The sequence below is a fragment of the Spiroplasma endosymbiont of Melanargia galathea genome, assembly GCF_964031075.1.
Taxonomy (GTDB): Bacteria; Bacillota_I; Bacilli_A; order Mycoplasmatales; family Mycoplasmataceae; genus Spiroplasma_A; species Spiroplasma_A apis.
In genome coordinates this window covers 1,114,391-1,138,890 of the sequence record NZ_OZ035000.1, presented here as the reverse complement: position 1 = coordinate 1,138,890, position 24,500 = coordinate 1,114,391, and the positions used below count along the sequence as shown (strand labels likewise).

General features: G+C 29.9%; 25 protein-coding genes. 24 read left to right on the top strand and 1 reads right to left on the bottom strand.

Annotation, left to right across the window (positions count from 1 at the left end; translation table 4 throughout):
• Positions 1 to 38: 38 nt before the first annotated feature.
• From rsmG to AAHM92_RS05065, 24 genes are all read left to right on the top strand, one after another.
• Positions 39 to 734, top strand: a complete 696-nt coding sequence (gene rsmG / locus AAHM92_RS05180) for a 16S rRNA (guanine(527)-N(7))-methyltransferase RsmG (RefSeq protein WP_500222404.1) — start codon at positions 39 to 41, stop codon at positions 732 to 734.
• A 13-nt stretch (positions 735 to 747) separates the two neighbouring features.
• Entirely contained in the window at positions 748 to 1,521 is a 774-nt protein-coding gene (locus AAHM92_RS05175; RefSeq protein WP_500222402.1) for a ParA family protein, read from the top strand.
• A complete protein-coding gene (locus AAHM92_RS05170) occupies positions 1,508 to 2,389 on the top strand; it encodes a ParB/RepB/Spo0J family partition protein (RefSeq protein ID WP_500222400.1) in 882 nt (293 codons plus the stop codon). Before AAHM92_RS05175 ends, AAHM92_RS05170 begins: the two co-directional genes overlap by 14 nt.
• Positions 2,379 to 2,567 (top strand): DUF951 domain-containing protein, encoded by a 189-nt coding sequence (locus AAHM92_RS05165; RefSeq protein WP_023790273.1) that lies wholly within the window; start codon positions 2,379 to 2,381, stop codon positions 2,565 to 2,567. Before AAHM92_RS05170 ends, AAHM92_RS05165 begins: the two co-directional genes overlap by 11 nt.
• Positions 2,567 to 3,664, top strand: coding sequence for a redox-regulated ATPase YchF (ychF, locus tag AAHM92_RS05160; RefSeq protein WP_500222398.1), 1,098 nt, complete (start codon positions 2,567 to 2,569; stop codon positions 3,662 to 3,664). Before AAHM92_RS05165 ends, ychF begins: the two co-directional genes overlap by 1 nt.
• 90 nt (positions 3,665 to 3,754) lie before the next feature.
• The gene (ispF, locus tag AAHM92_RS05155; protein WP_500222397.1) at positions 3,755 to 4,237 is read left to right on the top strand and encodes a 2-C-methyl-D-erythritol 2,4-cyclodiphosphate synthase; all 483 of its coding nucleotides are present in this window, start codon (positions 3,755 to 3,757) and stop codon (positions 4,235 to 4,237) included.
• Positions 4,224 to 5,654 carry a glutamate--tRNA ligase gene (gene gltX / locus AAHM92_RS05150; RefSeq protein WP_500222395.1) on the top strand — a complete coding sequence of 477 codons (1,431 nt, stop codon included), beginning with the start codon at positions 4,224 to 4,226 and terminating at the stop codon, positions 5,652 to 5,654. The genes ispF and gltX overlap by 14 nt, the downstream gene beginning before the upstream one ends.
• A 9-nt stretch (positions 5,655 to 5,663) precedes the next feature.
• Positions 5,664 to 6,857 (top strand): HD domain-containing protein, encoded by a 1,194-nt coding sequence (locus tag AAHM92_RS05145; RefSeq protein WP_500222394.1) that lies wholly within the window; start codon positions 5,664 to 5,666, stop codon positions 6,855 to 6,857.
• Positions 6,858 to 6,876: 19 nt separating this feature from the next.
• Positions 6,877 to 7,314: a DNA-directed RNA polymerase subunit delta gene (gene rpoE, locus AAHM92_RS05140; protein WP_051372145.1), complete on the top strand. Its 438-nt coding sequence runs from the start codon at positions 6,877 to 6,879 to the stop codon at positions 7,312 to 7,314.
• Between the two features lie 55 nt (positions 7,315 to 7,369).
• The gene (pyrG, locus tag AAHM92_RS05135) at positions 7,370 to 8,980 is read left to right on the top strand and encodes a CTP synthase (protein WP_500222393.1); all 1,611 of its coding nucleotides are present in this window, start codon (positions 7,370 to 7,372) and stop codon (positions 8,978 to 8,980) included.
• 82 nt (positions 8,981 to 9,062) lie between these two features.
• Positions 9,063 to 9,956, top strand: coding sequence for a class II fructose-1,6-bisphosphate aldolase (fba, locus tag AAHM92_RS05130; protein ID WP_023790261.1), 894 nt, complete (start codon positions 9,063 to 9,065; stop codon positions 9,954 to 9,956).
• Between the two features lie 56 nt (positions 9,957 to 10,012).
• Positions 10,013 to 10,186, top strand: coding sequence for a hypothetical protein (locus AAHM92_RS05125; RefSeq protein ID WP_023790260.1), 174 nt, complete (start codon positions 10,013 to 10,015; stop codon positions 10,184 to 10,186).
• 97 nt (positions 10,187 to 10,283) lie between these two features.
• Positions 10,284 to 10,571 (top strand): 50S ribosomal protein L31, encoded by a 288-nt coding sequence (rpmE, locus tag AAHM92_RS05120; RefSeq protein ID WP_500222391.1) that lies wholly within the window; start codon positions 10,284 to 10,286, stop codon positions 10,569 to 10,571.
• 90 nt (positions 10,572 to 10,661) lie between these two features.
• A complete protein-coding gene (locus AAHM92_RS05115) occupies positions 10,662 to 12,521 on the top strand; it encodes a hypothetical protein (RefSeq protein WP_500222390.1) in 1,860 nt (619 codons plus the stop codon).
• A 9-nt stretch (positions 12,522 to 12,530) separates the two neighbouring features.
• Complete coding sequence (locus AAHM92_RS05110; RefSeq protein ID WP_500222389.1) at positions 12,531 to 13,484, top strand: DHH family phosphoesterase; 954 nt, start codon at positions 12,531 to 12,533, stop codon at positions 13,482 to 13,484.
• Positions 13,485 to 13,516: 32 nt separating this feature from the next.
• Positions 13,517 to 14,119, top strand: coding sequence for a thymidine kinase (locus AAHM92_RS05105; RefSeq protein ID WP_500222388.1), 603 nt, complete (start codon positions 13,517 to 13,519; stop codon positions 14,117 to 14,119).
• 11 nt (positions 14,120 to 14,130) lie between these two features.
• The gene (gene prfA / locus AAHM92_RS05100) at positions 14,131 to 15,219 is read left to right on the top strand and encodes a peptide chain release factor 1 (RefSeq protein WP_500222386.1); all 1,089 of its coding nucleotides are present in this window, start codon (positions 14,131 to 14,133) and stop codon (positions 15,217 to 15,219) included.
• 3 nt (positions 15,220 to 15,222) lie between these two features.
• On the top strand, positions 15,223 to 16,041 hold the full coding sequence (gene prmC, locus AAHM92_RS05095; protein WP_500222385.1) for a peptide chain release factor N(5)-glutamine methyltransferase: 819 nt from the start codon (positions 15,223 to 15,225) through the stop codon (positions 16,039 to 16,041).
• A gap of 8 nt (positions 16,042 to 16,049) precedes the next feature.
• On the top strand, positions 16,050 to 17,480 hold the full coding sequence (locus tag AAHM92_RS05090) for a hypothetical protein (protein WP_500222384.1): 1,431 nt from the start codon (positions 16,050 to 16,052) through the stop codon (positions 17,478 to 17,480).
• Positions 17,481 to 17,594: 114 nt separating this feature from the next.
• Positions 17,595 to 18,119, top strand: coding sequence for an L-threonylcarbamoyladenylate synthase (locus AAHM92_RS05085; RefSeq protein ID WP_500222383.1), 525 nt, complete (start codon positions 17,595 to 17,597; stop codon positions 18,117 to 18,119).
• Positions 18,120 to 18,212: 93 nt separating this feature from the next.
• Positions 18,213 to 20,057, top strand: a complete 1,845-nt coding sequence (locus AAHM92_RS05080) for a hypothetical protein (protein WP_500222381.1) — start codon at positions 18,213 to 18,215, stop codon at positions 20,055 to 20,057.
• A gap of 12 nt (positions 20,058 to 20,069) precedes the next feature.
• On the top strand, positions 20,070 to 22,352 hold the full coding sequence (locus AAHM92_RS05075; RefSeq protein WP_500222380.1) for a synaptonemal complex protein 1: 2,283 nt from the start codon (positions 20,070 to 20,072) through the stop codon (positions 22,350 to 22,352).
• 40 nt (positions 22,353 to 22,392) lie between these two features.
• A complete protein-coding gene (locus AAHM92_RS05070; protein WP_500222378.1) occupies positions 22,393 to 23,079 on the top strand; it encodes a hypothetical protein in 687 nt (228 codons plus the stop codon).
• Positions 23,080 to 23,151: 72 nt separating this feature from the next.
• Positions 23,152 to 23,346, top strand: a complete 195-nt coding sequence (locus AAHM92_RS05065) for a hypothetical protein (protein ID WP_023790239.1) — start codon at positions 23,152 to 23,154, stop codon at positions 23,344 to 23,346.
• 29 nt (positions 23,347 to 23,375) lie between these two features.
• Here the strand turns inward: AAHM92_RS05065 and AAHM92_RS05060 are convergent, their stop codons facing one another.
• Positions 23,376 to 24,443 (bottom strand): hypothetical protein, encoded by a 1,068-nt coding sequence (locus AAHM92_RS05060; protein WP_500222377.1) that lies wholly within the window; start codon positions 24,441 to 24,443, stop codon positions 23,376 to 23,378.
• Positions 24,444 to 24,500 lie beyond the last annotated feature (57 nt).

Here is a 24,500-nt window from a genome sequence, read left to right as displayed (position 1 = left end):
AAAAAGCGATAAGCTTTTTTTTATTTTTGGAGGTAAGAATGGATTGAACAAGTTTTGAAATGATAGGTTGTAAAATAGAGGAATCAGTCAAAGAAAAATTAATCAAGTTTAAAAACCTTTTGCAAGAAGAGAATAAAAAATATAATCTCACAACCATAATAAATGACCAAGACATCATTTACAAACACTTTTTTGATTCCTTGTTATTTACTAAGGACTTTGAATTAAATACACAAAAAGTCTTGGACATAGGTACTGGTGCAGGTTTTCCTGGAATAGTTTTGAAAATTTTTTATCCTATGATTGAACTCCACCTTGTTGAATCCAACTCTAAAAAAGTAAGCTTTTTAAAAATGGTAATCAATAATCTCAACTTAAAAAACATTTATGTTTGAAATGAACGAGCTGAAGTTTTTTCCTTAAACAATAAAGAAAAGTTTGATATTATCGTATCGAGAGCAATGGCACCTCTAAATATTTTGTTAGAAATAGGGGTGCAGGCACTAACTATTAATGGATACTTTATCTGTTTGAAAGGTAAAAATGTCGAAAAAGAAATTTTAGAATTAAATAATAAAGAGTATTTAATTGGATTAAAATTATTAAAAGAACAAAATCTATATTATGAATTCCTAGGAGAACGAACCAATTTATTTTTCTTAAAAGAAAATAAAACCGCTAATCAGTATCCAAGACAATATGGACAAATTAAAAAAAGACCTTTAGGAAAGTAAATAGGAGAATATTATGGCAAAAATTATTTCGATATCAAATCAAAAAGGAGGCGTTGGTAAAACAACAACTTCTGTAAACTTAGCATGTGGTTTGGCAATGGCCAATAAAAAGGTTCTTCTTATAGACATGGACCCACAATTCAACGCTACAACAGGTGTTGGCTATGAAATAGATAACAATACATTGAGTATGTATCATATCTTAGTGGGTGATAAAGATATCTCGGAAATCATAGTAAAAAATATTAAACCAAATGTAGACCTTGCACCTAGTTCAATAGATGTAGCGGCCGTTGATTTAGTTCTTTTAGAACAAAAAAATAATAATCAAAACGTATTACGTGATCAAATAAAAGCAATAAAAACAAACTACGACTTTATAATAATTGATTGCCCTCCAAGTTTGGGTCTAATAAATAGAAACGGATTAGCTATCTCAGATACTGTTTTGATTCCTATTCAAGCAGAACACTATGCTATGCACGGAGTTGCACAACTATTGAGAACAATTAAGAAAGTAAAAGAAACATTAAACCCAAGCTTAACAATCGAGGGAGTGTTAGTAACAATGTTTGACTCACGAACAAGACTAGCTCACGATGTCCTTGAAGAAATAATTAAAACTTTTGGACCTAAGGTTTATAAATCCGTTATACCAAGAAATATAAAAATCTCAGAATCTTCTATTGAGGGTAAATCAATTTTTGAGTATGACAAATCAGGTCCAGGTTCAATTGCTTATATAGAGTTTGTGAAAGAGGTGTTGAAAGAAAATGGCGGCGTCTAAGAAAAAATATAATTTCAAAGGGTTGGACGACATCTTTGGAGAATCAGTTTCTGACATTGTTGGAGTTATCGAGAATGATAAGACAATTGCAAAAAGTGCATCAGTAAATATAGATATCAATTTATTGAAACCCAATCCGTTTCAACCAAGAAAAGTTTTTAACGAAGAAGAACTAACTGAATTAAGTGAATCTATAAAAATTCATGGTTTGATTCAACCCTTAATTATTAATAACAACAATGAATTAGTTGCTGGTGAAAGAAGACTTAGAGCATCTAAGCTTGCAGGTCTCAAAGAAGTGCCGGTTGTTATTCTAAATCTATCTGAATTACAAATGGAAGAATTTGCAATAGTTGAAAATATTCAAAGGGTTGACCTTCTAGATATTGAAGAGGCAGTAGCCTATAAAAAACTTTCGAAAAACTTGAAACTAAAACAAGAAGAAATTGCTACAAGAGTTGGTAAGTCAAGATCGCACGTAGCAAATATAATGAGGTTATTGAACCTTCCAGACAATGTGCAAAAAGCAATGATGGAGAAAAAAATATCTATGGGTCAAGCGAAGCCTTTATTATCAATATTAAATAATAAAGTTTTGTTTGATGAAGTATTTGAAAGAATATTAACAGATGATTTAACAGCTAGAGAAGTTGAAAGTTTGATAAGAAAAAAAACCAAAACTGAAAATACAACTTTAGAGAGTAAATCACAGAGTAAAGAATCTAGCATCATACATGTAGAAAATAAAATAATGCGAAAGCTCGGAACAAGAGTTTCAATTGACAGCGGAAAGTTAGTTATTCGTTACGGTGATACCGATGACTTAAATAGAATACTAGAACTTTTAGGATTAAACGATGACAATTAAATTAAACGACATTGTGATATTAAAAAAACCACATCCAAGTAAAACTCAAAAATGAATAGTGGTAAGAATTGGTACAACATACAAATTAAAATCATCAATAAACCCTAGTATTTTTTTAGAATTTACGAAGGACAAATTAATCAAAGTAATAAAAGAAATAGAAAGTGAAATAAAATAATGAGTTTACAAGTAGGTATAGTGGGGTTGCCAAACGTTGGTAAGTCAACATTGTTTAATGCAATCACAAATTCAAAAGTCGAAGCTGCAAATTACCCATTCGCTACAATTGAACCTAATGTGGGGATAGTTGAAGTTCCAGATGATAGACTAGACCAGTTAGCAAAACTATTTGGAAGTAAAAAAACCATTTACACGACAATAGAATTTGTTGATATAGCTGGGCTGATCGCAGGAGCAAGTAAAGGAGAAGGTTTGGGAAATGCCTTTTTGGCAAATATTAGAGATACCGATGCAATTTGCCAAGTTGTTAGGTGTTTTGACTCTAAGGAGATAACTCATGTAGAAGGCAGTGTTGATCCTATAAGAGATATAGAGATTATAGAATTAGAATTAATTCTATCTGATGAAGCTAGTGTAAAGAAAAGACTAGCAAAGTTGGAACCAAAGTTTAAATCATCTAAGGATAAAGATATTTTAAATGAGTATAACTTACTTAAAAAATGCGAACAACAGTTAGCAGAAGGTAAATTATTAAATAAATTATCTTATGATGACGAAGAACTACATATATTAAAATCGTTTCAATTATTAACAACTAAAAAAATGATATATGTAGCAAATGTAGCTGAGAACGAAATTTTAGATGATAATCAGTACGTTGAAGCCGTTAAGAAATACGCAAATGAAAACAACTCCGAGGTAGTGAAAATCTCTGCTAAGGTTGAAGAAGAACTAAGTGAACTTCCACAAGAAGAAAAACAAATTTTTCTTAAAGATGTTGGCATCAATGAACCAGGATTAGAAATTCTGATTAAAGCCTCTTATAAAACACTAGGATTGAAAACTTATTTTACAGCAGGACCACAAGAAGCAAGAGCTTGACAATTCAAAGATGGTTTTACAGCACCGCAATGTGCAGGGATAATTCACACAGATTTTGAAAAGGGTTTCATAAAGGCAGATGTTTACAAGTGCATTGATATTTTTGAACATAAGACAGAGCAAGCTTTAAAAAATGCTGGAAAGATAAGGCTTGAAGGTAAAAATTATGTTGTTCAAGATGGCGATGTGTGTTTCTTTAAATTCAATAGATAAAAAAACCGAAAGGTTTTTTTACTTTAAAAATAATTAGAACTTAATTATCAATTTAAAATAGTTTATAATCTACTTTATTGGAGGTCTTTTGTGTTTAAAGTAGGGTTTTCAAAAGATATACATAAATTGAAATCAGGTAAAGGTTTCATGTTGGGAAGTTTTTTTATAGAATGCAAAAAAACAGTTGATGCCTATAGTGATGGTGATGTTATTTGACACTCTTTAACAGAAGCTTTATTAGGAGCGATGGGACTCGAAGACTTGGGAACATATTATAAACCTGAATTTTACGTTAGAGGTTTTGACTCGATTACTATGATAAAAGAAACACTTGAGAAACTAAAAAAAAGGAATTATAGAATCTCAAACATCGATATAACTATACAACTTGATGAACCTAGTTTGAAAGAAACAAAAAAACTTATTAAACAGAATATGGCAAAAATCTTAGAGATTAGTGAAAATGATATATCTTTAAAAGCCACTACCTCAGAAGGAACATTACTAAACTCAATAGTTTGTTATAGTTCTGTTTTGATTTATAAAGAGGAGAAAAAAAATGAAAAAATATAGACTTAGATACGCACCTTCACCAACAGGATTTTTGCATATCGGAAATACTAGAACAGCATTAATGAATTATCTTTTTGCAAAACATTATGATGGAGATTTTATTGTAAGAATTGAAGATACGGATTTAGAGAGAAACGTGGACGGAGCAATCGACTCACAATTTGATAATTTAAAATGACTTGGAATCATTCCTGATGAGTCGTTTTTAAACCCTAAAGAAGTTTACGGTGAATACATGCAATCAAGAAAGTTTCAAATTTATAAAGACATGGCAATGAAACTAGTGAATGAAGGTAAGGCTTATAAATGCTATTGTACTCCTGAACAACTAGAGTTGGAAAGGAATAGGCAACTAGAAAACGGTATATTAGCGCCAAAATATGCAGGGACTTGTAGAACCTTAAAAAATGATGAAAATGATAAGGACTACAATATTAGATTCAAGGTACCAGAAAATAAAATATATAAAATAAATGACTTAGTTCGAGGTCTTGTTGAATTTGATTCAAAAGAGATCGGTGACTTTGTTATTTTGAAAACAAATGGTATAGCTACTTATAATTTCGCAGTTGTCGTTGATGATCATGATATGAAAATAACTCATGTAGTTAGAGGAGAGGAACATATTTCTAACACTCCAAGACAATGTATGATATATGAAGCATTCAACTGAGATATGCCGGTATTTTGTCATTTGACACTTATTGTTGATGATACAAAAAAGAAACTTTCAAAGAGAAGCGGAAATAGTTTGTTTTTCATCAGCCAGTATCGTGAAAAAGGTTATTTACCTGAGGCAATTTTTAATTACATTTCACTACTCGGATGAAGCCCGAGTGGCGAGCAAGAGATATTTGAAAGAAACGAATTAATTAATATTTTCGATGAAAAAAGATTTTCAAAGTCTCCAAGTACTTTTGATGTTATGAAGTTAAAATGAATTAATAGTCAGTGAATGAAAAAGTTAACTGAAGAAGAATATTTATCTTTTACAAAAAAATTTATAGATAAAGAAAAATTTGATATCGATTCCAAAAATGAATCTTGATTGAATGATGTATTATTATTATTCAAAAAAGAGTTGGAGTTTGGTGCACAAATTAATGCACATTTAAATATGTTCTTTGATTCTCAACATATAAACGAAGAAACATTAAAACAACTTAGTGATTTCAGCGATTATAAAATTATGCTACACGATTTCAAAGAAAAATTAAAAAGCTTGGTAACGTTTGATGAGAATGAAATCAAATCATTGATCAAAGATATGGGAATAAAACATAACAGAAAAGGTAAAGACTTATTTATGCCATTAAGAATTTGTTCAACACTTTCTGAACATGGTCCAGAACTTGCTAAAACAATTATGTTAATAGGTAGAGATAATGTGATTAAAAATATTGAGTCATTAGTATAGGTGGTTAATGTGGAAAAATTCATACGAGATAATGTTCACGGGGACATACAAATCAAAGATAAAGTAATAATGGAACTTATTAATACAAAAGAATTCCAAAGATTAAGAAGGATTATACAGCTTGGCGGTGGTCAGTTTGTTTTTCCGGGAGCAAACCACACTAGATTTTCTCACTGTATAGGAGTATTTCACGTTTTATCGAAATTCTTGCAAAACGAAGAAATTGCTAAACACATTGATTCAAATGACCGACTTATTTTAAAAATAGCTGGTTTGTTACATGACGTTGGTCATGGTCCTTTTTCTCACACCTTTGAATCAGTTTCAAAAATAAGTCATGAAGAATACTCTATAAAGATAATTTTAGGAAATACAGAAGTTAACAAAGTTTTAAAAATTCATCAAATTAACCCTAAGGATGTGGCTGATGTAATTAATGGAGAACATAAAAATCCAATAGTTAATTTCTTAGTTTCAAGCCAATTAGATGCTGACAGGTTGGATTATTTACTACGTGATTCTGTAAATACAGGGGTCAACTACTCTAATCTTGATATTGAGTGAATAATTAGAAATGCCAAAGTAAGAGATGGTAAGATAGCATTTCCACCAAAAACTATCAATGCACTTGAACATTATTTATTAGGAAGATATCATATGTTCAAGCAAATTTATAACCATAAGGTATCAACGGGTTTCGACAGGACTTTTTACCTTATGTTTAAAAGGGCAAGATCACTTTATAAAGATAATTATAATTTTCAAAGTTTGTATTTTTTACCTTATATCCTAGAAATTCTAGAAGATAAAGAAATAACTCTGGAAAATTATTTACGTCTGGATGATTACTCACTAATGGAATACATTAAAGCATTTGCGAATGAAAAAGATGCAATTTTGAAAGATTTGGCAAGTAGGATAATCAATAGAAGATTCTTAGGCGCAACCTCCGAAATAACTATGGACAATTTTAATACTATGAAAAAAAACTACGGGGAAGGGGCGGACTTTTATTTTGAAGTTTTCAAAATGAAACCTTTTATTTTATACAAGGATGAAACCGACTACAAAGACGAAAATATATACATACTAAAAGACGAAAATAAAATAAAATTAACACAAATATCAACTATTTTGAATACGAAAAATGAAAAAAATAATGAAAAAATAGTTTATATTTTCGATAAGGATAATGTAGAATAAAAACTATGGAGGAATAATGATGGCAAATTTAACACCGATTGAAATTACATTCAATCTTTTAAAGGAAAAGCAAGGAGATGCTTCATTTGAGGAAATTTGAAATACAATCTCAAAAGAAATTAATGGCGAAAATGTGAATAAAAATCAGATTATCGCTGAACTTTACACAGATTTAGTATTGGACAATAGATTTGCTTTAACAGCTGATGGTAAATGAGGTTTAAGAGACTATCTTAAGTTCGAAGATGTTAAAAAACAATATGACTACATTGATAAGTTCGAGACAACAGAAGAATTCGATGATATTGACTCTTACGTTCATACAGATATCTTCGATGAAGGAGATACTTTAAAAAAAGGTGTTAAAGAAAACATTATTCATGATACTACTGACACATCAAATGATTTATTCTTAGATTTAGACGATGATGACGATGATGAGGATTACGATGATTAGAATGATATAATATAGTAGTTTGTTAACTACTTTTTATTTTTTAAGGAGATTTAAAATGACAAAATTTATATTTATTACAGGTGGAGTAGTTTCGGGTTTAGGTAAGGGAATAACAGGTAGCTCACTTGGAGTTTTATTAAAACAAAGTGGTATCAAAGTATTTATGCAAAAGTTTGATCCCTACCTTAATATAGACCCAGGAACTATGAATCCTATAGAACACGGAGAGGTTTTTGTAACCAATGACGGTGGGGAAACTGACCTTGATTTAGGACATTACGAAAGATTTATTGATGAAAATTTACGTAAAAGTTCATCTACCAGTGCTGGAAAGATTTATTCAGAAGCTCTTTCTAAAGAGAGATTAGGTGAATTTGGGGGTAAGACTGTACAGGTTATACCACATATAACAAATTTGATTAAAGATAAAATATACAAAGCACAATTAGAGTCTAATGCAGATGTAATAATTAGCGAAATTGGTGGAACTGTTGGAGATATTGAATCGCAACCATTTATTGAAGCTATTAGACAAATTAGAATGGAGCAAGGGCATGACAAAGTTATGTTTATTCACGTTGCTTTATTACCCTTCTTAAAGGTATCGGGTGAATACAAAACTAAACCCATACAGCATTCGGTTAAAGAAATGTTAAGCTTAGGGATACAACCAGATGTGATTGTGGCTAGAACAGAAGGGGATATAGATCAAAAATTAAAGGATAAAATCTCTCTGTTTTGTAATATTCCAAAAGAAAATGTCATAGTTTGTAAAGATGTTGAGTCCATTTACAAAGTACCTCTGATAATTGAGCAAACAAACCTTCACAAAATAGTAGCTAAACAACTTAACTTGAAACTTTCAAAAACGGATTTGATGGGTTGGCTACAATTTAACGAAAACATAGCAAGCTCCAAAGAAACACTTTCAGTACATATTGTTGGTAAATATGTAGAGTTAAGTGATGCTTATTTGTCAGTTATGGAGTCGTTAAAAATCGCAGGCTATGATATCAAAAAGAAAATTAAATTCTTATGGGTTAATGCCCGCAAGTTAAATAAAGAGAATGTTGAAAGTTTTCTAAGTGACGCAAAGGGAATATTAGTACCTGGAGGTTTTGGTGAGTCTGGTGTAGAAGGAAAAATACTAGCAGTAGAATATGCTAGAACTAAAAATATTCCATTTTTAGGAATATGTTTAGGCATGCAAGTGGCTTGTATAGAGTTCGCCAGAAATGTATTGAACTATGATGGTGCTAACACAACTGAGTTAGATGAATATACTCCATATCCTATTATAGATATTATTGAAGGAAAGAATAGAGAGAAAATTGGGGGAACACTTAGGTTAGGTGTTTATAAAACAAAATTAGTAGAAGGAACACTAGCAAAAACATTGTACAGTAGCGATTATGCATTAGAGCGTCATCGTCATCGTTTTGAATTTAATAACAAATTTAAATCAAAGTTTGAAGAAGCGGGGATGGTTTTCTCTGGTATTTACCAAGAAGAAAATTTAGTTGAAGTAATTGAAATCCCAAGTAATGATTTCTTTATAGCATGTCAATATCATCCTGAGTTTACTTCGAGACCTAACAAACCAAACCCATTATTTAAAGGTTTCGTAAGTGCTATCGATAAAGAAAGTAGCAAGAAAACAACGTAATTGTTAGCACACTAGGATTTTAATAATAACCTACACTATAAGTATTTATGGTTGTATAATAACTTTTGGGAGGAAATTTTTTATGTCAAAAAAATATCACAATCGATTAGTTAATGCTAGTCAAATGGTTAAGGATGCACATGCAGGAAAATATGCTATAGGACACTTTAACATAAACAATCTTGAATGAGCGAAGGCGGTTTTAGAAGCTGCTCAGGAGTCAAACACACCTACTATTATTGCTACTTCAGAAGGAGCAATAAAATATATGGGTGGTTTAAAAACCATCGTAGGAATGGTTAATGGATTACTAGAAGAACTTAATATTACAGTTCCAGTAGCTTTACACTTAGATCATGGTCAATCAATTGAAATGGCTAAGAAGTGTATTGAAGCTGGTTACTCTTCTGTAATGTTCGACGGGTCTCACCTTCCCTATGAAGAAAACATTGCAAAAGTTAAAGAATTAATGGCTTTTGCAAATGAGCACGAAGTTTCTGTTGAAGCAGAAATAGGTTCAATTGGTGGGGAAGAAGACGGTGTTGTTGGTGAAGGTGAACTAGGTGACCCTAAACAAGCAGCTGAAATGTCAACCACTGGAATTAGCATGCTTGCAGCCGGAATCGGAAATATTCATGGAAAATATCCTGAATGATGAAAAGCATTATCTTTTGAAACATTAGAAAGTTTACAAGAAGCTTGCAACCTACCAATGGTTCTACATGGTGGTTCAGGTATCCCTCAAGATCAAGTAGAAAAAGCTATCAAATTAGGTATTTCTAAGATTAATGTAAACACTGAGTTACAATTATCATTTAGAGACGCTACTAGAAAATACATCGAAGATAAAAAAGATTTAGATGATGACGCTAAAGGATTCGATCCAAGAAAACTTTTAGCGCCAGGATATAAAGCAATAAAAGAAACTTTCTTAGAATTGACAAAAGTATTTGGGAGTCAAGGAAAAGCAAAATAATAACCATAGCAAATATTAAAAATTATTAAATTTTTAAATATTGGAGAGTGGTTTGAATGCATCTTACTGTTGAAGAGAAAATCAAAATTATCGAGGACTTCAAGAAATCGGGGGCAACTGCTATTCAGTTTGCACCCACTAGAAATATAAGTGTAGTATCACTTAGAAACTGAATGAAAAAGTATAAAGACGGGGGCAGAGAAGCCTTAAAGACTAAATACGAAAAATAAACAAAAAAGCTAATTAATTAATTAGTTTTTTTGTTTATATGGTATTATTATTTTTGTATTGAACTTAAAGTTATTTAAAATAAAAGGAGATAAGAATATGCCTAAACTAAATGCACACCCGCAATACTTTCAAGCTAAGTTTGTTTGTACAACTTGCAGCAATGAATTTATTTCAGGTTCAACAAAAGGTGAGGAAGTAAGAATAGATACTTGTTCAAACTGTCACCCATTTTACACTGGTAAACAATCTTTTGCTAACGCAGAAGGTCGTGTTGAAAAGTTTAAAGAAAAATTTGTTAAAAAAGACGCTAAAGCTGCAGAAAGAGAAAAAGCAAGTGCAGCTCAAAAAGCAGAAAATGCTAAAAAATCAAAAGAAAGTAAATAATTTCTTACTTTGCTAAAAAACTAGGATTACCTAGTTTTTTATTTTATTTTAAAATGTTATACAATAATATTATGTGGGAAGGAGTTCACCATGAGTTTTTTGTTAAAAAATACAAAGTTTAATAATAAAAAAATAAATTTACAAAATATTAATTTAGATATAAAAAGCTCGAATGTTATAAGTCTCCTTGCAAGAGAAAGACAGGCTTCAAAACAAATAAAAAATATCTTAATAGGTAATCATTCAGTTAAAAGTGGTATTTTTAAAATTGATGGATATGACAAAGTTAATAAGCAATGAACAAAAACAAGAGTATCTCTAATAAAACCAGGGAATAGATTTTTTAGACAATGACCCGAAAAGTTTTGATTGTACTTTTCTCTTTTATTTAACAAAAACTTTTATACTGAAGCAAAAGTTAATTATTTAAACAGCAAATATTCTTTTCTTTCTTTCTCTACCTCTAAAAATAATGAGACTGACCTTTCAATGAGAAGAAAAGTTGAATTGATGATCGAAAAGTTTATTGATGGATCTATCGAAGTAGAAGAACAATGGCTTTCAGATTTCTTAAAGCAAATTGTTACCTTTAACGACTCAAATTTAGAAGAAAGGTATCCTAACCTAGCAGAACATATAAAAATAATAACCAGAGATTACTTTTATTTAAAAGAAAAAACAGTCAATTTAGAACTTTTCCAAAACTTCTTGCAAAGTCTTTGGGACAAAGTCTATTCTTTTATAGATCTTAATTCATTATGTACTTGCGAATATAATGCTAATAAATCAAAACAAAAAAGCATTAAGAAAAAGGCGAAAGAATTGAACTTCAGACAACATATCTATTTAGTGCGAAAGCATTTAAAAATAATCGATGTTAAAGTAGGTAATGTTAAAAGTAAAATAGAAAAAAACAAAGTTGTTCTAAAAGGGTTAGAAAAACAGATTAAACAAGAGCTAATAAATTTTAATTACGCAAAGCAAAAGAAGGTTAAGACATTAGAAACATTCTTCTCTTGAAGACAGTTAGTCCAAGACCAACGTTACGAGTTTAGAAAAAAACAAGAAAAAATGTTTTATGATGCATTGTTTGATGAGTCAACAACCTTAAGGGGTAAAATAGTTGAAGTAATGCACAAGTACCATAAAAAAGTTTTAGATGATGATGTTATGGATGGTGACTTCAATAAATTTAGAGAAAAAAAACGTGAATTAAAAAATAAAATAACTTCAGTTTATAAACAGGCAATAACGTGAACCGATACAACGGCAGAAGATCTCGGGATATCTTTCAACTTATTGAAAAACTCACTAAAGTTTAGTGCGATAAATAATATACAGTTCAAAATTTTAAAGTCAGTTTATTTGAACAAGTACAATATTGTTTTTTATAATGCACTAGAAAAACTTTCTTACGATGAGGCAGAAGAAATTATAAATGCAGCAAATAATTTAAAAAAACTAAATCCTAAATTCACAGTTGTGTTTATTGAAAAGAGTATAAATAAGTTACATAATGTTAAAGAAGATTTTGTGTTAGTGGAAAACTCTTTCATAAAGAAAACTAACTTAGAGAATCTTTTGGGGGAAAGTTGAAGCACTTATGGAAGCGATTTCTTCATTGATAAGAATAGAGTACCTTTCACTTATGATGGCAAAAATTTGAGAGTCGATAATCAAAAGTTGAAACTCGAAACCAAAAGCCTGCCGTTAAAAGGCCAGATATTGTTGAATCCGTTCGAGATTTATACTAATAAGAAAGACGTAACGGGTCATTATTTCGAGTTCCAAGGAGAAATAAGTAAAAACAACATTTTCATAGACAGAGAAATGTATGAAGTAGTTTTAAATAACGATGTAAAACTTTTGTTTTATTCACCTAGGGGTTATGATATAGGTGATAAGGTTAAAGTATATTTTAATAACAAAGCGATTCTCAAGGCAGTATAGGAGACTAAAATGATTACCGAAACACAGTCTAACAACTTAATAAAAAAAATAAAAACATTTGATACTATAATAATTGCAAAACATATCTCTCCTGATTGGGATGCCCAAGGAAGTGCATTGGGATTGAAGCATATAATACAAGATAATTTTCCTGATAAGAGCGTTTATGTTGTTGGAGCGAAATTGAACGAAGCTGCTAACTTTGAAGATGAGTTTACAATAGATGAAATAAATTTAAATAACTCTCTTTTAATCACTGTCGATGTTGCAAACTTCGATAGAATTGATTATCAACACAAAAACGATGTAAAAGAGATTTTTAAAATAGATCATCATTTAGAGTCAGATAATTTCACAGAAGACAAGTTAGTTGACGATAAAGCAATATCTTGCACGCAAGTTATTTCACAATGAGCCTACTTTAATAAACTAAAAGTTTCAAAAACAGCGGCTGAATTTCTTTATTTTGGTCTAATTACAGACTCAGGAAGGTTTTTATACAGAAACACTTCTGCTGAAACTTTCGAAGTTGCAAGCAACTTATTGCAAGAAGATATTGATATAACAAAAATTTATGATGATTTATATCTTAAAAACTTAGTTGTTGTTAAATGATTGAATAAAATGTTTCTTAAAGCAAAACAAGTAAAAGATTATCCGATAAGTTATATAGTCATAAAAGATAAGGATCTAAGAAAAAGCAGTATTAGAGAAGAAAAAATGAAACTAGCTTTGTCAACAATGTCAGGAATTAAAGAAATTGATATTTGGTTTCTTGTTTATAAAAACAAATTGGGTGAGTTAAAAGTATCATTAAGAAGTAGAAACTTTGATATAAATAGTGTTGCTATAAAATATAACGGTGGTGGACATAAATTAGCATCTGGTTGTAAACTCACTTCACTTAAAGAGTTGAAACTTTTGATAGAAGATTTAAAAAAACTTATAAATAATAACATATAATTTTAAAGTCAATTAAGAATTGGAGAAACAAAATGGATTATAGAATCAATCTTAAGTCAAAAAGAGGATGAATAGAATTAATCACTGGGTGTATGTTCGCTGGTAAAACAGAGGAATTCATAAGAAGACTTCGCAGATATCAATATGCTCAACAAAATGTGCTAGTTTTTAAACCTGATATTGATAATCGATATTCTAAGGAAGATGTGTTTTCGCACTCGGGACTTAGTATTGAATCATTTAAGGTAACAAGCAGTGAAGAGTTGGAAAAGATTTTTCTTGAGGAGAGCGCTAAAAAGAATGTAGATATAGTTGGGGTGGATGAAATACAATTTTTAGATAGAAACATAGTCGAAGTTTTGTCACGATTGGCTGATAAAGGTATAATAGTTATTGCTAATGGTTTGGATAAAGATTTTAAAAATAATCCATTTCAAAATGTTGATCGCCTATTAGTGCAAGCTGAATATGTTGATAAGTTAACCTCTATTTGTCACTCTTGTGGTGGTAATGCGAACCGAACTCAAAGAATTATTAATGGAGAACCAGCCAAAGCTAACGAACCGATTGTGTTGATTTCGGCACAAGAGAGGTATGAGGCTAGATGCCGACACTGTTACATAGAACCAAAATAGGAGAATTTAAAATGAACAAAAAAACAATTGAAGCTTTAGATATCATGGAAGAACGTGTAAAAACTATTGATAACGAACTTCAAAAAGAAGAAAACTTAAGGGACATCAGGTTGTTAACTGAGTTAAATAAAGAACGCTCTAATTTAGAACAGCCCGTTCAAAAATACATGGAGTATAAAAAAGTAGTGTCTGATCTTCAAGAAGCAAAAAGTATTTTAGATAATGAAAAAGATCCGGAGATGAGAGAATTAGCAAAAGCTCAATTAGACGAATCTCAACATAACACTAAGAAGTTAGAAGAAGAAATTGAACTACTGTTATTACCAAAGGACCCTAATGATGACAAAAATGTAATTTTTGAGATTAGGGGTGCAGCAGGTGGAGATGAGGCAAACATCTTCGCAGGTGATTTATTTAGAATGTATACAAAGCTAGCTGAAAAAAGTAATTGAAAAATAGATATTTTAGAAAAAAGTGAATCAACAGCAGGGGGATTTACACAAATTTCTTTTCTTTTAAAAGGTGCTGGTGCTTATTCCAAAATGAAATTTGAGTCCGGAAGTCACAGAGTTCAAAGAGTTCCCAAAACAGAATCTAAGGGTAGAATTCAAACATCGACAGCCACAGTTGCGGTTCTTCCAGAAATGAGTGACGTAGAAGTTCAAATAAAAGCAAGTGATCTAAGAATTGATACATTTAGAGCAAGTGGAGCTGGTGGACAACACATTAATACTACTGACTCAGCGGTACGAATTACTCATATTCCGACTGGTGTTGTTGCATCTTCACAAGATGGAAGAAGCCAGCATGATAACAAGGATATTGCAATGACAATGCTAAGATCAAAAATTTATGAAGCAGAGTTAGAGAAACAACAATCAGAGGCAGCTAATATGAGAAAAAACGCCGTTGGTACAGGAGCGAGAAGTGAGAAAATTAGAACATATAATTATGCACAAAATAGAGTAACTGATCATAGAATTAATTTAACACTTAATAAGCTAGATCAAGTGATGGAAGGAAACTTGGAAGAGATTATTACAGAATTAATAAATAACGAACAAAAAGAATTGATTGAAAAACACATCGAAGGAAACTAACTCATGGTTATAAAAGATCTATTAAGTTCGGAACAATTATCGAATATTGATTTTAAGGTGATTAAAGAGATATTAATGGTCTTAAATAAATGATCTGCAAATGATTTCTCAATAAATAATACTATTGAGAATAAAAAGTTAGATCTTTTTTTTGAATACATAAATCAATTTAAACAAGGTATTCCACTAGAATATATAACTAAAAAGAAATATTTTTATGAAAGTGAATTCTACGTAGATGGTAGAGTGCTAATACCAAGGGTAGAAACTGAGATGCTTGTTGAGGAGGCCCTTAATTTTACTAAAAGTGGTAATTTAGTCATAGACGTTTGTTGTGGTAGTGGTTGTATCGGGTTAAGTCTAAAAAAGAAGTTTCGAAATATTGAACTTTGATTATCAGATATATCATCGAGTGCACTTGAGGTAGCAAAATACAACTCCGAAATTTTAAATATTGAGGCAAATCTAATACACAACGATTTTTTAGATTTCATATTTGAACTTCAATTAACCCCAGATATTATTTTGATGAATCCACCATATATAAAAAAAGGTGATGTAAACGTTGCGCATTCAGTGAGTAAATTTGAACCGCATCTAGCCCTTTTTGCTGTAAATGATGGTTTGCACTTTTATCAAAAGTTGTTTGACCTTCTTGATAATTTATATAAAATAAATAAAAATCTAATAATAATATCTGAGTTTGGTTTTCAACAAAAAAACGAAATTGAAAAGTTATTTAAACATAAAGTAGTAAAATATAAAATAGATTTTAAAAAAGATTATTTTAATAACTGAAGATATTTTGTTATTAGTAAGTAGGTGAAAATATGAAGGATAATTTTATATCAACAAGAAATTTGAGTAAAAAAAACTTATTTAAAAAATCTTTTTTTGCTTGTTGTGTATTCATGCTTATATCGGTTCCTTCATTCACATTTATCGGAATTTTTTATTCGAACAAAAATCTTTTAGAGTATTTTGAAAATTACCAAATTATAATAAAATATTTTGGTGATGATGTAACTCCCTCAGAGAACTTAATGAAAACTTTTCTGTGAACAGGATTTGCATTGTTATTATTTTCGATTTTGTTGTTGTTTTTGATGCCATTCATAGTTTTAAACAAAAGAATGAACCTTCATGTTAAAGCTTCATATTTTGGTATTTTGATGCTCTTTATTATTCTTTCTGTCTTTGCATTCTCTGTTGCAGAATATTATTATTCTTGTTTTTATGATCTTTTTATATTTATAGCAAAAAGTAAAAACCTTGACTCGATACATAGTGATTTAAAAGATTTATTTAACACATTTACCGCAAGTTTTGGAGATGGTAATGGTAAAAAGTATCAATGAACCACAACAATCTCTACTTGATGATTTAATTTATTTAAGGTAATGGTTATAATAATATTCTTATCTTTATTCAGCAACAATGTTATGAATTCGAATGAGTCTAAAAAAACAGAAAACTTAGTACAATATCTATCGACAAGAAAAACTGGTGTTGGACAAAGTAAGTTAGTTAACTTGTTAAATAAACTTACAATTAACAATAATAGAAATATTTCATTGTGACTAATAATTGCTTCGTTTCTTGTTTTTATACCTCAACTTATTTACATAATAAGCTTATCAGTTACCAATGGAGAAATATTATCACTTTTGAATTGAACATATATATTACCGTCACTAGTGAAAAGTTTTAAATCGTTTGATAGCTTTAATAATTTAGTTTCTAACACGGGTAGCTCATTTTTTATGGTTGCTGTCTTACCAATTATTACGACTTCGTTTTTAATGGCAACTATGTGTATATTCATAATCTTTTATATTAAGGGATGGAAGATAAATAAACTTTTTTTCATATCACAATTCTCAATCTTGTTTATTGAAATCATATTGGTAGTTGTTGTTAATGCGTACTCTGTATATAAACTAAATTTGCTAGTAGATTTTTGAAACACCGATCTAACAAGTCAAATTAATGACAATAGTCAACAAAAAGAAACTTTAGAAGCGTTCAGAAATATTTTTGGAGATTCATTTTTATACGATAGCAAACAAATAAAGAGTCATATTAATTACCTTTGACTGCCAGGAAATCAATTTATTTCACAAGTTGTTATATCAACTACTTTTATATTTTTTACTTACATAATATTAATTACTAAGATAATAAAAACAAATAAAAAAGAATTTATAATTGACCAATCAAATACAGATGATCAAAAAAATTTTAAAAATAACTCTTCATAGTTTAAAAAACATGAAGAGTTATTTTTTAATTGAGCGAATTTTTTTTGTGAAGAACAGGTAAGCGAAAAGAAACATAACGCTATGATATAATTTATTTGATTATAAGGAGCACTAATGAAATTTTTAAATAGATTCAAAATTAATCAGGCAATCAATTTATTAAAAAAAAATGAAATAATAATATTACCAACCGATACAATCTATGGTTTAAGTTCGATTGTTAATGCAGACAATGCTCAAAAAATAAATGAACTAAAACAAAGTGACTTGACAAAACCTTTAATAATATTAGTCTCAAACTTAAAACAAGCATCTAAACTTATTGAAATGAATGATGATGTTCAAAACTTTCTAATTTCAGACTACCCAACAACAGTAATAGCAAAGAGCTTAAAAGACAAGCAGTCAACAATTGCCATTAGAGTTGTAAAAAGAAAAGATATAAAAACGATTATAGATAATGTAGGACCAATTTACTCAACCAGTGTTAATGTATCCGGACAAAATCCACTTTCTGAGAAATCCGAACTATTCACTTTCCTAGGAAAAAATAAATGTTTTTTTATAGGGAATCTGAATAATCCGCCCTCTAGATTGGTGAATATTATCACGAACGAGAAAAAAAGATGGAATATATAATACCAAACTCTATATTCCATTGCAACACTCTTATGAACATTTTGAGTTTTTTTGTGATATAATTACTAGTGTATTTGAAGGGGGGGCGATAGTATGTATGTAAATCCGTTTGAAAGAATGAGAAAAAAAAGAGAAGAAGAAGAAAAAGAAAAAATTCGACAAGAAAAAGAGCAACTAAGATTTGTGCAGTTAGGAGCACAAATGGGTTTGTCTCAAGATGACGAGTTAGCACCGTCCTTCATAAAAAACTCTTTTGTTAAAAATACCAGATTGAGTGCGCCGCCTTTTGGGTTAGACTATACTGATTATTCAGTTGACAATACCAACGACTTTCAAAATGACTTCAATAAAAATGTTGAAGGAACTACTGAAAACTTTGTAAACAATATATCGTTTACGAATGATATACAAAACAGTTTAGGAAACTTACCAATTGAAACAGAAGAAAGATTTGAAGAAATAAAAAATAACAATGATTTCTTTGAAACTACAAAAGAAGATTGAAGCTTATTTAATTCATCTGATGAAAGTAATATGATCTCAAATGATATAGAAAATGATTATGAGTTTTCAAAAAATAGAAAAAAAACAACATCAGATACTAAGGTTTCTAATAAGCCTTTAGAGTTTGATACAACTCTCTTAAGCGATGAATGAGACTTTGGATTAAACGAATATGAAACACTAACAACACCAAAGCAAAGCTTTCCTAAACAATTGTCATTTGCTTCTTTCAAAGAAGACTTGAGGAAAAATAGCTTATCTGGAAATTGTTTTTTAATGTTAAGTGAAGATAATGCACCCTATGTTGAGTTGATAAAAAGAACCAATCATATAATAATTGATTTAAAAGATGTATTCATTTATAGTTTGCCTTATCTTTATTTAGTAAAAAAAATAATCAGTGCCTTGCCTTTCTTGGACTTGGACGATAAAAGAACTTTATGAGAAAGAACTTCGTTATTCTTATCAACAACTGAATACGGCAAGCAAGCTTCTGAGTCATCAGTGTTGTTAGAAGATTTCGATATCGATAATCCTATAAGTTTTATTTGATCAGAATTTAGCGAAGCTTTTGAAGCATATGAGATTGAAGAGATTAATATACCAATAGTTTTGAATAATTTTAAACCTTCAAGTGTTAAACAACTTACAAATACAATTAATTTTATTCAAGTAATATTTGGTGGGGTTAAATCTCTTAAGTTCTTATTAAACATTCCTGAAGCCTTTCTTAAAAAGATAGTGAGTGAATCAGAATCTTATGAAGATATTATTAGAGTTGATGGTTATCTATCTTCTCGTACACCTCAAACTCTTTTCTTAAGAGAGAACAAACCTATTGATCAGTCATCGTCTTTAAGTGAACTAAGCTCAAGGGTTATTGCACCAATCAAATATGAGTTACCTGAACAGAACAACAACTCGTTCGCGGACAAGTTTGTTAATATAGATAAAAAATTCAATTTGGATAAACCCCAAATCGGATTCGCTACAAATTCTGGTTTAAGTTCACAACATCAAATAAAAACAATTGATGCAGATAGTGGAAATAGATATATTACAAATAGTGTTAATTTGTCTAAAGAAGAAACTAATAACACAAGAAACTTTAATACGGCAAAAACTAAAGTAGATTTATTAAATCCCGCACTAAGGATAAATGTTGATAAGAATTTGCAAAGGAAAAGAGAAGAAAACATCTTCAAAGAAAGAGATGAAGAATTGGCAAGAGTCGAGAAATTTGCTAATACTACTTTCAACCCAGCATTTCTTGTAGACCCAGAAAGCACTTTCGTTCAATTTCAAAATAGAAAACGAAATGACCTTTATCAACAAAGAAAAGATGGCTTAATGATTGACAGCAATGATACAACCAAACCATTAAATAACAATCTCATTTCAGTTCCTGGTAATTGAAAGGATCTCAATGATTAAGGAGGAAATAGCATGTTTATGTTACTTATTATATTATCATGATCATTAGTGATGCTTGCAAGTCTCGCACTGGCAGGTTATGCAGCTCTTGGTCTTACTTCGTCGTTGTGGCTTACACAAGCAGACATTACTAACCAAACTTTTTTATATAAATTTTTCAATTGATTATCATCTTCACCATTTTCACTACCATTTTTTAGTTTAAAAGAAGGAACTAATGGTAACTTGGTGAACCCGTGAGTACCAACCCCAGGTGGACTTGTATCACTACAAAACGGAAGCGGAGCAGCTGATGGTCTGGTTCAATGAAAGATGTGATTAATATTTGGGATTATGATTGCAGTATCAATTTATTTATTTGCAATTGCAATTGCTGAGTTTGTTAGACTTAGAAAAAAACAAAAAATATCTAAACCTTATATTAAGTCTGCACTTGTAATATTTGCAGTTGTGGGAATTTTATATGGTCAAGCTGTTGTTTTAATAGCATCAGGAATATTCCTGCTATCTTGGTTTATTCTAGAAGCAACAATGTTTGATTCTGAGGCATTAAACAATTACGCTGAAGAGCGAAGCTTAATTTCTCTATATCATGAAGAGAAAAAATTTGAAAAAGAGGTAAATAGAGAGGGAAAGTTAACAGGCAACGTGGAACAAAAGAGTCGAAAATATCTTGAAGAAACAAAAAAGGCTCAAGAACAAAATGAAAAAGCAAAAACAAATGATAGTTCTGCGTTGCCAAACGACAATAAATCTATGCAAACATCTAAAGCAAAACGAGAAAAAGCATACTTCAAATGAAAATTATATAAAGATCAACTAGAAAAATTTAGAGCCGAGATTGAGTCATTAGACTCTTCAGAATCAAGTTCTAAAAAGGAAAGGTTTATTTCAAAATTTAATTATCGTGCAGCAAACTTAAATATGTTAGCTAAGAAACTAAATTTACCAGAAAGTTATTTAATAGATTATTTAAATCATGAAATAGATTTTGAAAAAAGTAGCAGAGTAAGTTCAGAAGATTTACAAATCGCTTTTATTGAAAAAGAAAACGAGTCGTCATCTGAAATAATCCAATATGAACCTAACGCGTTTGAGGATGAAAAACAAGAAGTCTCATTGAATGAAATTTCAAATAAAAGTTTATCTTTAAACAATGCGGAGCAAAAATATGGACGTAATAAAACCAAAATTACTTCGTCAGGTGTAGATAAGAAATTAGAAGAAGATGAAATAAGAGATCTTGTAACTAAGTCTTTTGAAAAACAATCACAAATGTTTGATTTGGACGATATCTTAGATAAAAACGAAGATTCCAAATTAGAAGAATCTGAAGAAGCACAAGCAATTCAGTCAGTTTCGGACGAACAGATTGAAGAATTTAATCAAAACAGCGATGAGGATTTATGAGGTCTGACTGAGATTCAAGATGTAAAAACTAACAAAATAAAAGATGTTTATAAAGATTTTAATTTTAAACAACCTGACCTTATTTTTACACTTGCTGAAAACTCACTGAATAAAGAAAAGAAAAGATTGAATAGTATATCAAAAACACCATTTGTTATGCAATCAAACCAACTTAATGATTTAAATTATCAAGAAGAAGACAAAAAAGAGTTTGCTTCTGATAAATTAAGAGAACTTAATAATGTGAAGTTAGAAACTGTGGGGAAACCTGATGAGGTTCCAAATACAGCTTCAAACGATAATATCTTAGAGAGACAAGAAGACTTAGCCGATATGAATAAACTTCTTCAAGCGAGAAAAGCTTATGCTATAAATATGGATATTGATGAACTCAATACTACTGAAAATGATTTAGTAAGTAGCGAGAAAGATGTCTACAACGATTTATCTTTAAGCAACGAGACAACTTTAAGCAACTTACAAAAAGATGTCGATCACAGCTCTGCGTACGACTTAAGTAAAGTTACCAAGGAGTTTGAAAACTTAAGCCAAATGGAACATAATTTGAATCAAGAAATAAAAAACTTACAAGAGATTGTAATAAATCAAGGTAATTTATTAGTGAAAGATCTTGAAAAGAAAACCTCAGAAATATCATCAATAAATAACATGAAGTTCACTGAGTTAGAAAAAAGAATGAAGCGTTTGGAATCAACACTCCCAACATTATCTAACAACGAAAGCATGGAGAGTATTAAAAGCGAAGTTTCAAGAATTGTGAACAAATTAGAATCTATATCTAGAACAGTTAACGTTTTAGAGAGCACTTCTTCAAACTCTATGTTAAGCACGTTGTTAAAAAAACATCAATACAATCGAAAATAAATTAACTTACTTTCGATTGTATTTTTTAAAGGAACTTATAATGATAAATGATATATCAGATTTAATTGCATTAGATGCAAGCAACAAATACATTTTGATTAGAGAAATAAATAGCGATTCTTATGTTGAAAAAAACTTAAGCACTCACATCATCAATGATGTTGTTTGCTTAAGTGAAATTAATGAAGCATTGAATAAAGTTTTTCCATACTTCCCGATAAAAAATACTTCAATTGTAGATTCTTCAATTAATCAAAATCAATGTATAAAAGAAATTATTGAAGCTAGTATTTTACAAAGGATTGCACCAAAAGTTAAACTTGTCACAACTAATTGTAATGTTACAACACATTTAAATCTTGCCAAAAGATATATTACAGAAATCAATAATTTTATTTACAAGCACAATATTAAAAGAATTTATTGAAGTCCAATAATGTGTTACTTCGGCGAAGATATGAATTATTTAGGAACAATTGATCTAGTTCTGGATAATGGAAACTCTTTCTTTATAATAGGAATTAAAACTAGTAGAACAAATTACAATGAAAGATATAGTGCACAGTTATTTCTCGAAAAGAAGATGTTCGAATATTGTACTGATAAAAAAATAGCAAGTGCTTTTATATTAAATGTAAAAGCACCCCAAGTTTGATTTGAATGCAAAGACTTGGACAAAAAAAGCATTTTCAAACTTCAAAATTATTTTAAAAACCTGAAGGACTAAAAATATAAGCACTTGACTATTAATTAAAAACATTTAGAATTAATACTATATTTAAAAACCGAGGAGAATTATATGACTAAAGAAGAATACAAAGACAAGATAGCTCATATCAAAGAAAAAAGAGTAGCTCAAGAAATTGAAATACAAAAGTGTAAAGAAACCATCAAAGGTGCAAAACTTGATATGAAAATCAAAAAAAATGAATTAAAAAACATAAGTAGCGAGCTAAAATTATTAAAAAGTAAGTGAAAAAAACAAGAAATGTAGAAAAATAGAAGCTTTTAGCTTCTATTTTTCTATGAAAAGAAAACAATTTTAGGGTGCTTGTCTTTTAGCTCTTTCTTTATTTGCTCAAACCCCGCTTTTTTAAGATTTCTATTATAATCTTTGATTGCCTTTTTTCGTACTTTATTGGAATTAATACCTAAATATATAAATATAGGGATAATTATTATAAATGAACAATATAAAAGAAATGTCCAAAACCCATTAGGATAACTTTTATTTTTTAAGTAAATCACATCTGCTTTTGCACGCAAAACCTCAACCATTATCTTGATTCTCGCTTTTTGTTCTTTGTAAAATCTAGCAGCATCCCTCATAAAGTTTTCTAAATAATAGAGTTCATAAGCACTAAGTCCATAAAAAGCTTTTTCTTCTACTTCTTGAACCGAGATTATTGGTTCTGGTTTATAAGTTAAATCAATAGTAGCAGTCGATTCCTTAGATTCAATTATCTTTTCCTCTTTTGGGATTGAAATATTTATGTACTTAAGATTTTTATTTTCTATTTCTAAATTTCTTTTTGGTTTATCAGTATTAACTATCGGTGCTATCTTTTCCTCTTTTTTCATGTAGTCTCTAATGTCTATTGTTGGTTTGACAGGTGGTACATTTGTTGGTTTGACAGAGTCATTTTTTAGGCTAATATTTAACTTACTTTTATCTAAAGTTTCTTTTTTATCGAACTCTAACTTTCTACCATTGGCCATTCAGTTATTATCTAGAAGATCTTCAATATTGGATTGTTTCTTTTGTGGTGCATTTCTAGGCTGTATAGTGTTTTGTTTAGGCAAAGCATTCTTTACAAAAGTTAATACATAATCAGTCTCATGGTCGCTATTAGATTTAGTTTGACCTTGTATTTGCAAATTATCTTCAAAGTATAACTGTAATATGATATATTTTGTTGTTGGATTAGCAACTAATGTTGTAGGCATCGCATAATATAAATTTTGAACACTGATCGTTCTGTTATTTCTAATGATACCAAGGATTTGCTCTTTAGCTGCTAGATACTCCGCAGAGTTTCTTCGAGTTTTAAAGTTTTCACCACCGCTACTTGCTATATTCTTGCTTTTCATTACATTGTTTCTACAATAATCCGCTCAGTTTAAAAAATTTATTGAGTTTGATTCACC